The organism is Arthrobacter sp. FW306-1B-G06A, from assembly GCF_058781765.1.
In genome coordinates this window covers 94,735-109,317 of sequence record NZ_JBYSXB010000010.1, presented here as the reverse complement: position 1 = coordinate 109,317, position 14,583 = coordinate 94,735, and the positions used below count along the sequence as shown (strand labels likewise).

15 protein-coding genes are annotated in these 14,583 nt (G+C 64.7%); 6 read left to right on the top strand and 9 right to left on the bottom strand.

Annotation, left to right across the window (positions count from 1 at the left end; translation table 11 throughout):
- Positions 1-2: 2 nt before the first annotated feature.
- Genes AC3WJM_RS07665 through AC3WJM_RS07655 form a run of 3 tightly spaced genes read right to left on the bottom strand, consistent with a single transcriptional unit; the run spans position 3 to position 3,631 of the window.
- A complete protein-coding gene (locus AC3WJM_RS07665; RefSeq protein ID WP_307054971.1) occupies positions 3-638 on the bottom strand; it encodes a bifunctional 4-hydroxy-2-oxoglutarate aldolase/2-dehydro-3-deoxy-phosphogluconate aldolase in 636 nt (211 codons plus the stop codon).
- Complete coding sequence (locus tag AC3WJM_RS07660; RefSeq protein ID WP_492271530.1) at positions 628-2,286, bottom strand: N-acyl-D-amino-acid deacylase family protein; 1,659 nt, start codon at positions 2,284-2,286, stop codon at positions 628-630. Before AC3WJM_RS07660 ends, AC3WJM_RS07665 begins: the two co-directional genes overlap by 11 nt.
- A 10-nt stretch (positions 2,287-2,296) precedes the next feature.
- The gene (locus AC3WJM_RS07655; RefSeq protein WP_492271529.1) at positions 2,297-3,631 is read right to left on the bottom strand and encodes a type III PLP-dependent enzyme domain-containing protein; all 1,335 of its coding nucleotides are present in this window, start codon (positions 3,629-3,631) and stop codon (positions 2,297-2,299) included.
- 248 nt (positions 3,632-3,879) lie between these two features.
- On the opposite strand from AC3WJM_RS07655, the gene AC3WJM_RS07650 reads away from it, so the two are divergent.
- Genes AC3WJM_RS07650 through AC3WJM_RS07635 form a run of 4 tightly spaced genes read left to right on the top strand, consistent with a single transcriptional unit; the run spans position 3,880 to position 7,493 of the window.
- Positions 3,880-4,911, top strand: coding sequence for a sugar kinase (locus AC3WJM_RS07650; RefSeq protein WP_492271528.1), 1,032 nt, complete (start codon positions 3,880-3,882; stop codon positions 4,909-4,911).
- Positions 4,908-5,669, top strand: a complete 762-nt coding sequence (locus AC3WJM_RS07645) for an IclR family transcriptional regulator (protein WP_059388813.1) — start codon at positions 4,908-4,910, stop codon at positions 5,667-5,669. The genes AC3WJM_RS07650 and AC3WJM_RS07645 overlap by 4 nt, the downstream gene beginning before the upstream one ends.
- Positions 5,666-6,070 (top strand): RidA family protein, encoded by a 405-nt coding sequence (locus AC3WJM_RS07640; RefSeq protein WP_492271527.1) that lies wholly within the window; start codon positions 5,666-5,668, stop codon positions 6,068-6,070. Before AC3WJM_RS07645 ends, AC3WJM_RS07640 begins: the two co-directional genes overlap by 4 nt.
- Before the next feature lie 43 nt (positions 6,071-6,113).
- Positions 6,114-7,493 (top strand): sensor domain-containing phosphodiesterase, encoded by a 1,380-nt coding sequence (locus tag AC3WJM_RS07635; protein WP_492271526.1) that lies wholly within the window; start codon positions 6,114-6,116, stop codon positions 7,491-7,493.
- 9 nt (positions 7,494-7,502) lie between these two features.
- Here the strand turns inward: AC3WJM_RS07635 and AC3WJM_RS07630 are convergent, their stop codons facing one another.
- The 6 genes from AC3WJM_RS07630 to AC3WJM_RS07605 are packed head-to-tail and all read right to left on the bottom strand — an operon-like array spanning position 7,503 to position 13,627.
- On the bottom strand, positions 7,503-7,952 hold the full coding sequence (locus AC3WJM_RS07630) for a rhodanese-like domain-containing protein (RefSeq protein WP_492271525.1): 450 nt from the start codon (positions 7,950-7,952) through the stop codon (positions 7,503-7,505).
- 8 nt (positions 7,953-7,960) lie between these two features.
- Positions 7,961-8,776 (bottom strand): IclR family transcriptional regulator, encoded by an 816-nt coding sequence (locus tag AC3WJM_RS07625; protein WP_084784493.1) that lies wholly within the window; start codon positions 8,774-8,776, stop codon positions 7,961-7,963.
- A 7-nt stretch (positions 8,777-8,783) separates the two neighbouring features.
- On the bottom strand, positions 8,784-10,397 hold the full coding sequence (locus AC3WJM_RS07620) for a beta-N-acetylhexosaminidase (protein WP_492271524.1): 1,614 nt from the start codon (positions 10,395-10,397) through the stop codon (positions 8,784-8,786).
- On the bottom strand, positions 10,394-11,302 hold the full coding sequence (locus tag AC3WJM_RS07615; protein WP_332603038.1) for a carbohydrate ABC transporter permease: 909 nt from the start codon (positions 11,300-11,302) through the stop codon (positions 10,394-10,396). Before AC3WJM_RS07615 ends, AC3WJM_RS07620 begins: the two co-directional genes overlap by 4 nt.
- Complete coding sequence (locus AC3WJM_RS07610) at positions 11,299-12,291, bottom strand: carbohydrate ABC transporter permease (protein ID WP_284988513.1); 993 nt, start codon at positions 12,289-12,291, stop codon at positions 11,299-11,301. Before AC3WJM_RS07610 ends, AC3WJM_RS07615 begins: the two co-directional genes overlap by 4 nt.
- 43 nt (positions 12,292-12,334) lie before the next feature.
- Positions 12,335-13,627 carry an extracellular solute-binding protein gene (locus tag AC3WJM_RS07605; protein ID WP_492271523.1) on the bottom strand — a complete coding sequence of 431 codons (1,293 nt, stop codon included), beginning with the start codon at positions 13,625-13,627 and terminating at the stop codon, positions 12,335-12,337.
- 215 nt (positions 13,628-13,842) lie between these two features.
- On the opposite strand from AC3WJM_RS07605, the gene AC3WJM_RS07600 reads away from it, so the two are divergent.
- Positions 13,843-14,244 (top strand): metal-sensitive transcriptional regulator, encoded by a 402-nt coding sequence (locus AC3WJM_RS07600; protein ID WP_492271522.1) that lies wholly within the window; start codon positions 13,843-13,845, stop codon positions 14,242-14,244.
- Between the two features lie 49 nt (positions 14,245-14,293).
- Positions 14,294-14,533, top strand: a complete 240-nt coding sequence (locus AC3WJM_RS07595) for a heavy-metal-associated domain-containing protein (protein WP_492271521.1) — start codon at positions 14,294-14,296, stop codon at positions 14,531-14,533.
- The last annotated feature ends 50 nt before the right edge of the window (positions 14,534-14,583 follow it).

The window sequence follows — 14,583 nt, the reverse complement described above, 5'->3', positions numbered from 1 at the left end:
TCCTACGCGAGGGTGGCGGTGAAGGCGGCGGCCCTGGCCGAAATGTCAGCCCAGTCGCCTGCGGCCACGGCGGAGGGAGGGACCACGCTGGTTCCACAGCAGACCGCTGCGGCGCCGGCGTCGAGATAGCTCTTGGCGTTCGAGGCGTCGATCCCGCCGGAGGGCAGAAGCCGGATGCCAGGGTAGGGACCCTGGAGATCCTTGAGGTAGGCCGGGCCGAGCTGCCTGGCCGGGAAGATCTTGACTGCCGCGGAACCGAGGTCAAGGGCCTGCGCAACCTCCGTGGGTGTCATGGCGCCCAAACTGAAGGGAATACCGGCGGCCGCAGCCACCGCCGCAACCTCGGGGCGAAGGCCGGGCGTCACCAGGAATCGGGCACCGGCGTCGATTGCTGCCTTTGCCTGCTCGGCCGTCATCACGGTACCGATTCCGACGGCGGCGCCGTGCTTCGCGGCGGTGTCCGCCGCCCGCCGCACATGCTTCAGCACGTCCGGGGTGGTGAACGTCAGTTCGACGCTGCGGATGCCGGCGTCGGCCAGTGCGTGGCACAGCTCGGCGGCGTCGGGGATCAGCGGCGCACGGACGACGGCGAGGCTGCGGTCGGCTTCAAGCTGTTCGACGAATTCTTCAGGAGTCATGCGATTCCGTACTTCCTGCTCGGGTGCGTCCGTCGGGGCTGCGGCGCAGGGCGCGGCCGGCACGGGCGCCGGTGGGCTTCCCGCCGTCGATCGCTGCCGTCCCGTTGACGAACACGTAATGGATGCCAGTGGCTGGCTTGCGGGGGTTTTCAAAGGTGGCTTCGTCACGGACGGTGCGCGGATCGAAGAGGACGACGTCGGCCGCGTAGCCTTCGCGGACGAGCCCGCGGCGGTCGAGCTTGAGCCGCTTGGCGGGGCGGCCGCTCAAGTGGTGGACCATTTCTTCCAGGGTCAGCAAGCCCAGGTCGCGGCTGTAATGGCCCAGGTAGCGGGGAAAGGTTCCCCAGGCACGCGGGTGCGGCTTGGCTCCGACCAAGAGGCCGTCGCTGCCGCCGGTGTGCGTGCGATGGACCATGATGGCCTGCACGTTTTCCTCGTGTCCGACGTGCTGCAGGATGCCGGTGCCCAAGCGGTCTTCTTGGAGAATCCGAACGAACACGTTGAAGGGCTCAGCGTTGGATTCGGCGGCGATTGCGGCGATGGTCTTGCCCACATGGCCGGCGAGTGCCGGGTTCTGGACGCCGCTGATCTCCAGGGTGTGCCACTCGGCAACCACGCCATGGCAGCCGTCGGAGCCGTAGATCTCCACGCTTTCGCGGATCCTCGCTAGCGTAGCCGGGTCAGCCAACCGCGTGAGTGTGGCCTCGGTGCCGCCGGAGGATGACCAGCTGGGCAAGATGGCCGCGAGCGTGGTGGCTCCGGGGAGGTAGGGATAGGTGTCGAGCGTGATGTCGGCGCCGTCGTCGAGCGCTGCGTCGATGAGTTCAAGAAGCTCGCCCGCCCTGCCCTTGTTTTCGGCGAAGTTCATGGTGGCGTGGGAAAGGTGCAGCGCGCAGCCGGTGTCCCTGCTCAGTCCGATCATCTCAGCGTAGGCGCCGAGCGCGCCCTTTCCGTAGGAGCGGTGGTGCGGGGCGTAGAAACCACCCAGCTCCCCCACGGTCCGGCATAGTCCTGCCAGTTCCTCCGTGCGGGCGTACATTCCGGGGGTGTAGGTCAGTCCGGAGGACATCCCCACGGCGCCTTCCTCCATCGCGGTGCGGACCAAGTCCTGCATCCGCTCCTGCTGCTCAGGTGTCGGGTCCCCTTCGGCGAAGCCCATCACGAGGGCCCGTACGGTTCCCTGCGGCACGAGGTAGGCGGCGTTGGTGGCGATCCTCTTGCCGTTTTCGGACGCGTCGAGGCGGTCCAGGTACTCGCCCACGGTTCGCCAATCCCAGTCGAAATCCTGCGGGTTGTCGTTCCAGCCGGCGATCTTCTCGCGGACTCCGGCAAGCGTGGCGTCGTCCACCGGAGCGTAGGACAGCCCGTCCTGGCCCAACAGTTCGGTGGTGACGCCTTGGCTGAGCTTGGCGTAGTGGTCTTTGTTGACCAGCAGCTGCAGGTCCGAATGGGCGTGCATGTCGATAAAGCCGGGGCTCAGGACGAGTCCCGTTGCGTCGATAGTCCGCTCGGCGCCGGTTCCGCTCGCGGTGAGGGATCCGGCGCCGGCGACGACGGCGATCACCTCGCCGTCCAGAAGGACGTCCGCGGGACGGCGGTCCGTCCCGGTTCCGTCCGCCAGGATGGCGTTGCTGATGAGGGTCTTCATGGCGAGGGTCCTAGAAGAAGGTATGGATGAGGTCGACGACGGTTTGGTCACCGTCGGTGTCCGCCAGCACTGGGATGAGGGTCCACTTGTCAAAGGCTGTGCACGGATGCGAAAGTCCGAGGCGCACGACGTCGCCGGGCCGCACGGTGGTGGTGCCGGCGTCGAAGGTCATGAAGCAGTGCTGGTCGTTGACGGCCGTGATCTCGGCACCGCCGAGGGGCAGCATGGGACCGCCGAGCGCGGGCCCGATCAGCTGCGGACGGGGCAGGCCCTCGTCAACGGGCAAGTCCCGTTTGCCGGCGTCGAGGATGGCAAGGCCGGGTTCGGGCTGGGACACGACGCGCGCCCAGCTGTGCATAGCTGCCATGAACGGCTGGCCGCCGTCGCGGGAAAACGGCGAGATGCCCCGGTAGAAGCCGTCGTCGTGGATGATGTAGGCGCCGCTGCGGATCATGAGTTCAACCCGGGGGCTTGCCTCGGAGCCAGCGGTGGCGTAGGGCGAAAGGACGTCGACGACGTCGTCGAAGTAGGCGCTGCCGCCTGCCGTGAGGATGACGGCGTCGGATCCGTAGAGACCTTCCTCAAGGAGCCATTGATGCAGCTCACCCATCTGGCCCAAGAAGCCGCGGACGACGGCGAGACTATGGGCGTCGGCCATGTGGGCCAGCGATCCTTCGTAGCCGCTCACCCCCACCAGCCGCAGGTGCGGGGAGGCACTGACGGCGCGGGCGACGTCGAGTGCGGCCTCCACGCCTCGTGCCCCGGTGCGGCCGCCGATCCCGCCGAGCTCAACGAGGACATCCAGGACGGCGTTGCTTCCAACGGCTTCCAAGGTGCGGCCAATAACCTGCACGGTAACGGTGGAGTCCACCCAGGACAGGATCGGCTGGTCCGGACTCGCGGTCTTGGCGACCCATTCGATCGCGTGCGGATCGCTCAGGCTGTTGGCCAGTTGCAGGCGCCGCACGCCGAACGCGCGGGCCACGCGGAGCTGGGCGAAGTTCGCCACAGTAATCCCCCAGGCGCCACGGCCCAGCTGTTCCGCCCAAAGCTGCGGCGCCATGGTGGTCTTTCCGTGCGGAGCCAGCAAGACGCCATGCTCCGCGCACCACGAAGCCAGCCGATCGGCATTGCCGAGCATCGCCTGTGAGTCAAGGGTAAGCAACGGCGTCTGGAGGTCCTCGAGCTTCGGGGCTGTGGAGAGGAACTCGCGGTGGCTGGTGCCGTTGGCTGTGGCGGGCACGGCTTTGTGCCGCCAGTCGAGCCGGACATCCGCCAGGCGCGCCACGGCGTCCGCTGCAATTGCCCCGGCCTCTGCTCCGGCCCCGGACGTGGAAGTGTTCACCAGTTCGATCCCTTCACGATGCGCAACTTCACTGTGCGCAATTCACTGTGCGCATTCTGCTCGCAAACCCGGTGCGTTGCGTATTTTGCAACGCAGGTTGCAAAGCTGTTGGTGATATGTCTAACATGGTGCAGGATTGGGAGTCAAGGCCGCGGCGTGGCCCGGCACTCCCTGACCAGGCCACGGAAATCCCTTCTTCATGGGGTGTCGAGTGCCGCTGGAAGCGGCAGAGGGAGCGCGCGAGTTTCATGCTTTCAGCTGTATGTGTGGGCGAGACGATGGCCATGCTCACCCCGGTGAAGCCCGTCCCGCTGCACCAAGCCACGGAGCTGCACTGCGGCATCGGCGGCGCGGAATCGAACGTTGCCATGGGCCTGGCTGCCATGGGCCTGGACTCCCACTGGGTAGGCCGGGTGGGCAAGGACGGATTCGGTATCCGGATCCTGGAGGAACTCAGCAGCCACGGAGTAGGCGTTTCCGGCGTCGAGGTCGATCCCGGACGGCCCACCGGGCTTTACGTCAAGGTCCCAGCCCAGGAAACAGATCCCGACGGCGGCAGTTCAGTTTTGTACTACCGGCAGGGTTCCGCCGCATCAGCGATGAACCTGGGCACCCTGGCGAATCCCGCCGTCGAGCGTTTGCTTAACGAAGCATCGCTCATCCACCTGAGCGGCATCACAGCGGCGCTCTCGGCCGAATGCCTTCAGCTCATGGAAGCCATCCTCGCCGCCCCGAGGCACAGCCGCCTCATCAGCTTCGACGTCAATTGGCGCGCCGCGCTCTGGGCCGGGCAGGACCGTTCCGTACTGCGCCGCCTGGCCAATCTCGCCGACATCGTGCTGGTGGGCAAGGACGAAGCCGAGCACGCCTTCGGCACTACGGACGAAACTGAACTGCGGCGCCTCATACCTGATCCCGCCGTCGTCGTCATCAAGAACGAAGCCACTAGCGCCATCGCCCTGGAACGGGACGGGACGCGGTCCGAGGTGTCGGCATTGTCCGTGGACGTGCTTGAGCCGGTGGGCGCGGGCGATTCCTTCGCGGCCGGGTACCTCAGCGGCGTGCTGTTCGGCCTCGGGCAGAAGGCGAGCCTTCGCCGCGGTCACGTCGCCGCAGCCTGCACCCTCACCGTGCATGGCGATCGTGGCCCGCTCCCCGGCTCCGCCCTGCTTTCGGCCATCCTTGGTTCCACAGACGCCGAATGGGCTGCGATCCACGTCGCCGCAGGACACTTCAGCAGCCATGACCGAAGCCTTCACGATCGGAGCACAGCACCATGAGCCAAAGCCTGATGCGGGCCATCGACCTGCTAGCCGAGCTTGCGGCCAAACCGGCCACCCTGGATGAGCTTGCCTCCAAGGCTTCGGTACACAAGACAACCGTCATGCGGCTCCTGCACGCCATGGAGGAAAAGCGATTCGTTGTCCGCGATGAGGACCAGCGGTTCATGCTTGGATCCAAACTGTTCGAGCTGTCCTCGCTCGCCCTGGAGCAGCGGGACATCCGCAAAGTGGCGCACCCGTACTTGGCTGAGCTGAACGGAAAGACCGGGCACACCGTGCACCTTGCCGCGTTCGAGGGCAATGACGTCGTGTACATCGACAAATTCGAGTCGCACCATCCCGTGCGGATGTACTCCCGGATCGGCCTGACCGCGTCCCTGCATTCGGCCGCCGTCGCCAAAGTCCTGCTTGCCGACATGCCGCGCAGCCGGCAGGAAAAGATCGCGGCGGGACTCGACTACACAAGAATTACCGACACCACCCTGACCTCGCCGGAGGCCCTTTTGGCCGAACTGGAGCAGGTCAGGGTCCAGGGCTGGGCCCATGACAACGCCGAGCACGAATCCTTCGTGCACTGCATCGCGACCCCCATTCGCGACGCGAGCGGCGCCGTCGTGGCCGCAGCCTCTTGTTCGGTACCGGTGGTGATGCTCAGCTATGAAGGTCTGCTTGAGCTGCTGCCCGACCTCAAAGCCAGCACCGAGGCCATCTCCCGCGACCTCGGCTGGATCAGCCACGAAAGGAACTCCGCATGAGTGAAAAGACTGTAGTACTGACCGAAAACGCTCCGGCCCCGGCGCACGTGTTCTCCCAAGGCATCCAGAAGGGCGGTCTGTTCCAGGTCTCGGGCCAAGGCCCCATGGATCCCGCCACCAACCAGTACATCGGCGCGGGCGATGTCCGAGTCCAGACCCGCCGCACACTGGAGAACGTGAAGGCGATCCTCGAAGCCGGCGGCTCCTCAGTGGAAGACGTCATCATGTTCCGCGTCTACCTCACCACCCGCGACGACTTCGCCGCCATGAACGAGGTCTACGGCGAATTCATCACCGAGAACGTCCCCAGCGGCCAACTGCCTAGCCGCACCACGGTGTTCGTCGACCTCCCGCACGAAGTCATGCTCGTGGAAATCGACGCGCTGGCCGTTACGGCGTAAGCCCCGGAGCCCGGCTTGGTGGCACTATTGGGTGATGCCCTTCATGCGCTTTCCCCGGCTTAAGAGGGCGTCTTCCCGGGAGGGACGCCAAGCGAACCGGCTGGCGTCGGCCTCAACCGGATGGTGGCTGCTGGTTGTCGTATTCATCGAGGCTGCAGTCGCCTTGTCTATCCGCCTGCCCTTGGCTTTCGGGCTTCCGCCGTGGGGCGGCATCGATGAAAAGACCGGATTCCCCGCGCTTCTCGCACTGCTGATCGTGCCCCTGGTGGTACTGGCCGCGTGGCGTCTCATGCGGCAGCAGCAGCGGGAACGCAGCCAGGCGTTCCGGACGTCGCGCTTGATGGACACCGTGCTGCACACAAGCATGGACTGGCTGTGGGCCACGGGGCCCGATGGACGATTTACGTTCTGCAGCCCGGCGTGCAAGGACATCACGGGGTACGAACCCTCCGAACTGCTGGGGAGGCACATCACCCGCGTGATCGACCCCGGGGACCTGGCAGACGCACGGGTGGACTGGAAAGCCAGGGAAAGCGGCGACTCCTCGTGGTCACGTGTAATCACCGTGTGCCGCCACCGGGATGGCAGCCGCGTCTTGATTGATGTAGCCGGAAGGCCGATTCGCGACAGGGAGGGCAGGGACTGCGGTTTCGAGGGCACCTGCCGTGTCTTGAATCCAGAGGCAACACGTTCGCGGGCGGAAGTCACTGTCCGCATCCAGGCCTTGCTCAATGACGGCTCACTCATCACAGCATTCCAGCCGATCCGGTGCCTGGAAACGGGCAACGTCGTTGGAGTGGAATCCTTGACAAGGTTCAGCGGTTCCCAGGAGTTGTCCCCCGAGGTGCGTTTCATGGAGGCCGCCTCGGTCGGCCTGGATATCGAGCTTGAGATCCTTGCCCTCCGGACTGCGCTGACCACCGCGGCAGGGCTCCCACCGGAGCTGTACATCGCGGCAAACCTCTCACCCCGGGCGTGCCTTGACCCCCGGCTGGCAGCCGCGATTGTGGAGTCGGCCATCCCTCCGCGGCGCATCGTTCTTGAGGTCACCGAACGCCATGAGGTGGCCAACTATGAGCCGCTCGCCGAAGCGTTGGCACCGTTGCGGCGCGCCGGGCTCAGAATAGCCGTGGACGACGCCGGTGCCGGCTTTGCTTCCATGCGCCACATCCTGCAGCTCAAGCCGGACCTCATCAAACTCGATCGCGAAATCATCGCCGGGATCGACACGGATCCAGGCCAGCGGGCATTGGGAGCTGCGATGGTCGGTTTTTCCTCCGAAATCGGGGCCGCCCTGGTAGCCGAAGGGATCGAGACCGAGGCCGAGCTGGCTGCGGTCACCAAGCTCGGGATGACCGCGGCCCAAGGCTACCTTCTCGGCCGCCCGTCGCTCAGGCCTGAGGACTGGGCGGCTTGGAGGTAGCGATGGCCGCTACCCCTCGGGTTGGTGCGCCGTGACCAGCCCATCGAAGTCCCGAACGACAACGCCTGTAGCTGTCTCCACCGGGAGGCCGTTCCGCGCCCAATACTCAATGCCGCCGATCATCTCCCGCACCGGGTACCCGAGCTCGGCGAACGCCAGGGCCGCGAAGGTACTTCCGTTGCAGCCCGGTCCCCACGAATAGACCACTACTGAGCTCCCAGCGGGGATCAGCTCAGCGGCCCGCGCAGGGATCTGGGCCGTCGGCAGATGTACTGCACCAGGGATATGGCCGTGGTCCCACGACGACTGCCTTCGGGTATCCACGAGCACGAAACTGCCGGGAGCCGCATCGGCGACGTCCATGACGTCGATCTCGAACTGCAACTTCGCCCGGAAGTAGGCGCCTGCGGCACCGTCCGCCCCAACCGCAGCACCGGCGTCGTTCATTGGCTTTTCCATGAGCCCCTCTAAGCCAGCTTGGCGAGTTTGGCGCCTGCCCGTCGCGATCCCAGCTTGGCCGAGATGCGCAGGCTGGTTTCGGCGGCCATGGGACCTACTTCCCGGACGCGTTTGGCGGTCATGCGGGACGACAACGATGAAACGCTGAGGGCGGCCACCACGTGATCATCGTGGCCAAAGATCGGGGCGGCCACGCACCGGACCTCGGGTTCGTTCTCACGGTCGTCGATCGCGTAGCCCCGGCGTCGGATCGCGGCGAATTCAGTCCGCAACTGCTCGGGATCCGTGATGGTCCTGTCGGTGATCGGCACCAGATCGCCGGCCAGGATCGGAGCCACCACTTCCTCCGGACTGAACGCCAACATGGCTTTGCCGACTGCAGTGCAATACGCCGGCATGGTCGCCCCAACGCGCGATGCCATACGAACTGTTGCCTCGTCTTCAACTTTGTCGAGGTAAACCACATCATGGCCGGACAAGACCACCAAGTGGCAGGTGCTTTCCGTAGCCCTCATCAGCACCCTGAGCTCGGCGTTCGCGACGCTACGCAAATCGAGCCGGTCCAGGTATGACTGTCCCAAACGCAGGCAACCATGGCCCAGCCGGAAGCGGCCGCTCTCGGCATCGCGTTCCAGCAGGTTTTCGTCCAACAAGGGCGCGGCCAACCTCAGGACCGTGCTCTTGTTGAGCCCGGAGAGCTTGGTCAGCTCCACCAAGGCGAGTCCGTCCGCGCTCACCGGATGCTCCGCCACCACCGCCAGCAAAGCCAGCGCCTTCCGCAACGAAGCCGAGGAGTTCCGGGCCTCCATGCCTTCAGTACCCACGTGTGTCCTATCCAGCGGCAATGCGCTGCTCGGCGTCGTAATCGCGTTTCCAGCCAGCCACGCCAGGCCTCAACTGCCAGGGATGCGGTCCGGACAGCGGCCGGTATTCCACTCCCATGGCCTCCAGGCGTTCCAGGTGCGCGCCTTCGAGCCTGGCCAGGAAACCATCGTAGTCCCGGTTCTCCGGCTGGGACCAGAGCACCTCCGCCACGGCGCTCAGCCGCGGAAACGCGGCGAAGTGGACCCGTCGCGGGGAATCCAGGTGTTCCGTCCAGATGTTGGCCTGCGCGCCGAGGAGCCTGCCCGGGAATGCCTCATCCGCACCCGCGGGCAGGGGTTCGAAGCCGTAGACATCCTGCAGCGTGGTGACAAAACCCACGGGCACGGGTTCGTCGTCGCCGTCGGCCTGCCGGTGGTCCAGGTACAGCCTGTGCTCAGGGCACATGACCACGTCATAACCGCTTTTGAGCGCGCTCATACCGCCTTCATAGCCTCGCCAGGAGGCCACCAACGCACCATCCGGCAGCTCGCCGTCGCCGATTTCATCCCACACGGAGGTAGCCCGCCCACGTGCGTCAAGGTGCCCCGCCAACTGCCCCACAAACCAGCTGTGCAATCCCGAAACGTCCGGCATCCCGAGTTCGCGGGCTTGGGACTGCGCCTGGGCGCTGGATTGCCACTGGGTGAGCGGAACTTCGTCTCCGCCCAAGCTGATCCAGCGGGACGGGAAGATCTCCACCACTTCATCGAGCACGTTGCGATAGAACTCCAACGAGGTTTCCGAGACTTCCAAGACTGTCTCGTTGATTCCCCAACGGGTCCACACCTCGGTGGCCGCGCCAGTGCCCAGTTCCGGGTAGGCGGCGATGGCGGCCTGGCTGTGTCCCGGAACATCGATCTCCGGAATGACGGTGATGTGCCGCTCGGCGGCGAACGCGACCACTTCGCGGAGGTCGTCCTGGCTGTAGAGGCCGCCGTGCGGAAGCCCATCGAAAATCCCTGCCCGCCACGAACCAAGCGAGGATTCGCGCCGCCACGCCCCGGTCTCGGTAAGTTTCGGGTAGCGGTTGATCTGGATCCGCCAGCCTTGGTCGTCCGTGAGGTGCAGGTGCAGGACGTTGAGCTTGTGCATGGCCATCACCTCGATGAACCGGAGCAGGTTGTCCTTGGGCATGAAGTGCCGGGCCACGTCCAGCATGGCCCCGCGGTACCCGAAACGCGGGTGGTCCAGGATGGATACCTTGGGAACCGGCCATGCGCCGCCCGTCTCCGGAACGGGCGCTTGCCGCAACGCGGCAGGTCCCATCAGCTGCAGGAGCGTCTGCGCGGCATAGAAGGCTCCGGCCGGACCGCCCGCATGAATCACGACGGCGGCGCCCACCTCCAGTCGGTACGCCTCGGCGTCGAGCTCCGGGTCAAGCAGGAGGCTGATACCCGCATCGGCGGCGGCGGCCGGGAACAGGTCCCAGCCAGTGGCCGCGCCGAGGGTCCGGGCGAGCCAGCGGCGCGCATTGTTGAGCTCCGGATCGGCGGCCAGCGTGGTGGTTGCGTCCAGTTCCAGGAAACCGCCGCTGGACTCCACCGAGGACGGAACAGGAACCAGCAGATCCGCGGCGCTCATCCCTTCACCGCCCCGGCCAGGCCGGATACGAGTTTTCGCTGCACTGCGATGAAGAAGATCAGCACCGGAATGGTCATGATCACGGAACCGGCCATGATGGCGCCCCAATCGTTCTGGTCAGGTTTGAAGAAGGTCAATAACGCCATGGGCAGGGTCTGGTTCTCCTGGGCGGAAATGATGAATGTCTTGGCGAAGAGGAAGTCGTTCCACGTGGAGATGAAGGAAAACACCGAGCATGCCACCACCCCGGGCGCCACGAGCGGGAAGAGGATCGAGCGGACAAAGCGGAAACCGCTCGCGCCGTCTATGCGGGCTGCCTCTTCGATCTCCACCGGCACGGCTGCCACGAAGCCACGAAGCATCCAGATCGCGAACGGAATACTGAAGCCCACATGGACCAGCACCAGGGAGCCGAGCTGGTTCAAGCCCACCAACGGTACGGCCTCCCCGGCATTGCGCAGCAGGAAGAACAACGGAATCGTGAGCGCTTCGACGGGCACCATCTGGGACACGAGAACCACGATCAGCAGCTTGGTGCGCATCTTGAATTGGTAGCGGGTCAGTGCCACGGAGGCCAAAAACGCCAGCACAGTGGAGACGATGACGACCACGAGCGCCACGATTACGCTGTTGAGGAAGTACCTGCCGAAGTTGTTCACTGACAGGACCCGCATGAAGGAGTCGAAGGACGGTTCCAGCGTGAACGGTGCCGCATCGCCGGCGTCGAGCGCCGTCTTCGGCTTGAGGGCCGAAAGGACCATCCAGAACAGGGGGAACGCGACAAGAAGCGCGATGGCGAGTGCCGCCACATCGGCGCCGAACCGGCGTCGTCCGCCCTTGCGGAACTGTTGCGGCGCGACCGGTGCGGGCCGGTTCTTGCGGAGCGGAACGTCGACGGCGGTCACAGGACTTCTCCCGTTCTCTTGAGGATGCGGAGGTAGACGAGGGTGATGATCATCAGCAGCGCGGTCATGATGACGCCAAGGGCCGAGCCGAGGCCATAAAGGCTGGCCGCGAAGGCCTGCTGATAGCCGTAGACATTCAGCACGAGGTTCTGCCCGGCAATACCGCCGCCGTTGGTCATGATGTATATCTGGGAGAAGATCTTGAAATTCCAGATGATGGACTGGATGGTCACCACCATCACGATGGGCCGCAGCATCGGAAGCATGATGCTGCGCGCGATCCGGGGCATGGAAGCACCGTCGAGCCGCGCCGCCTCAATGACTTCGGTGGAGATCGCCTGGATGCCGGCGTAGACCGTCACGAGTACGAACGGGAACGAACACCACACCACTTCGCTGGCCACCAACCCGAAGGCGGACCATTTGTCGTAGGTCCAGGAGTAGCCGTTGAACTGCGTCAAGCCCACCGACACGAGCGCCTTGTTGACGAGCCCCAGCGTGGGGTCGAAGAGGAACAACCACACGGCGCTGCCGGTGACGGCCGGTGTGGCCCAAGCGCCCAAGGAGACTACGAACAGTGCGCTCCGGACCCAGGGCCGGAGCCGCGTGGCCAAGACCGCCAACGACGTTCCCACGAGCAGCGTCAGGACAACGCAGGCGCCTGCGAACAGCACGGTGTTGCCCAGGACGGACCAGAACTCCGGATCGGCGAACAGTTTCTGGTAGTTCTCCAGGCCCGTGAATTGCAGTGGTGCCTTGCCACTGACTTGGGCCTGGCGGTAGTCGTACAAAGAAACGTTGATGAGCTGGAAGATCGGGTATCCCAGCAGCGCGATCAGGACAATGAAAGCCGGGGCCAGGTAGAACCACGGTTCCAAGCCGCGCTTGCCTAGTGCACGACGGCGGGACGTCCCCGCCGTCGTCGGCTTGCGGTTCTGCTCGCGGTTGGCCCCGTTCGTGTCCGCCTTCGCGGACGCGAACGCCGTCACGCCGCGCCGCCTGGCGCGGATCGGCCGTGCTTCACGAACCTCGTCATTTGGATCCGAAGACCTTGTTCATGGCCGCTGCCGCATCCGCAGTAGCGGTATTGACGTCAGCCTTGCCCGTGACGATCTTCTGGTACATGCCGGTGAAGATGCCCTGGGCGTCGATGGTGGACCAGGTTTCGGTCACGGGGACGAAATTGGTGCCGGCGGCGAGGGTCTTGATGAAGGGGTCAAGCTGCGGATTGGACGCGGAAACAGACTTCTGGACGTCGCTGAATGTGGGCAGGTTGCCCATGGCGTCGAACATCTTCTGCTGGTACTTCTTGCCTGCCAACAGCTCGACGAACTCGGCTGCGAGGGTGTGGTGCTTGCTGCTGTTGAAGACGCCCAGGTTGTTTCCGCCGGCAAACGCTGGGGCGATCGAACCAGCCGTATTGCCCGGAACCGGAACCACCGCGAACTTGTCCTTGACCGCACTGGCCGCTACGGCCTTGTAGTTGAAGTCGCCACCGATGGTCATGGCCGATTTTCCGGCGATGAACTGCTGGACGCTCGCGTTTCCGCCGAATTCGGCACACGTCTGGGGCGGGCAGATGTCGTTCTTGAGCAGCCGGGCATAAGCGGAGATGCCGTCCCGGGATTCGGCCGAATCCAAGCCGGAGACAAAGGCGCCACCCTTCTTCGTGGCAATGTTGCCGCCGTTGGCCCAGAGGTAGGGCATGGCGGAGAACTGCGCAGCTCCACCGACCGAAATCCCGAGCATGTCCGGGTTGGCTGCGCGGACGGCGCGGGCCACGGTTTCGACGTCGGCGAGGGTCTTGGGCGCCTCCAGTCCGAGCTTCTGCAGCAGATCGGTGCGGTAGTAGAGGGCCCGGACGCCGACGTACCAGGGCACGCCGTAGTTCTTGCCCCCGACGTCCGTGGTGGCCAGGATCTTGCCGTCCAGGTCCTTGGACTCATCCCAGGCCTTGATGTCCGCAGTCACGTCGGACAATCCGCCGGATGCAACGTAGCTGGCAAGGTCTGTGTTGCCGAACTCGGCGACGTCGGGAGCGCTCGAGGGGTCGTTGAACGCGGCCTTGAACCGTTCTGCCCGGCTGTCGACGGGAATGTACTGGACGTCGACCTTGACGCCGCTGTGACGGGCTTCGAAATCGGAAACCGCGGCCTTGACTACCGCGGATTTTGGGTCCTGGTTGACTTCCGAGAAGAGCCAGACGCGGATCGTGCCGGACTTCTCATCCGAAGATGACGCGGCATTGTTCGACGTGGGCGGGGCGCAGGCCGTCAGCGCGAGGGCGGCGAGGGCAATGGCAGCCGCAGAGCGTGCGATTTTCAATGGATCCTCCATGGAGAAAAGGGTTAGGTGCCCGGCGGTCCCCCGCTTCGGGTATGGAAGGAAACTTTACAAACATACTTTTGTGAGCGGAAGCACAAGCGGCAAAAGGTTTGCATTGCAAAACGGGAATTTGTAAACAGGCGATCTTTCGCTGGATGGCCGATACCCCCCGGGGGTACTTGATTTTATACCCCTAGGGGGTATACCTTTGGGGCATGAGCACGATCGATGTGAACTCCACAGATGTGAACCCGGTTGACTTGAACCCGGTCGACTTGAACGTTGGCCAGCCGGGCATCGACGTTGAGGATGGAGCGCATGCCCAACACGGCTACTCTTCCAACAAGGACGCCTACTTGCGGCGCCTTAAGCGGATCGAGGGCCAAGTACGCGGTATTGCGCGGATGGTGGAAGAGGACAAATATTGCATCGACATCCTCACCCAAGTCTCGGCAGCCACTAAAGCCCTGCATGCCGTGAGTCTCGGGCTCGTGGAGGAACACATCGGGCACTGCGTCGTCGGAGCCGCCTCCGAGTCGGATCCCGTCGTGCGCGCGGAGCAAATCGACATCAAGGTCAAGGAGGCAGCCGATGCCATCGGGCGCCTGCTGCGGTAACCCCTCAAGCACTCACCACACCATTCAACTCACCACCAAGGAGCACGCCATGGGCCACATCGCCACCATCCAGACGAACGTCAGCGTTTCCGGCATGACCTGCGGGCACTGCGTTTCCGCAGTGAGCGAAGAAATTGAGTCCTTGGCGGGAGTGGAAAATGTCGAGATCGATCTGAACGCCGGCGGAATCTCCACCGTCACCATCACCTCCACCCAGGAATTGTCGCCGTCCGAAATCGGCGAAGCCGTCGCCGAAGCCGGCTACCTGGTAGTCGCCAACGAGGCCTAGGGGCCAATGTGAGCAATCACGACATCCTGCACCAAACGGGCACCCGCATC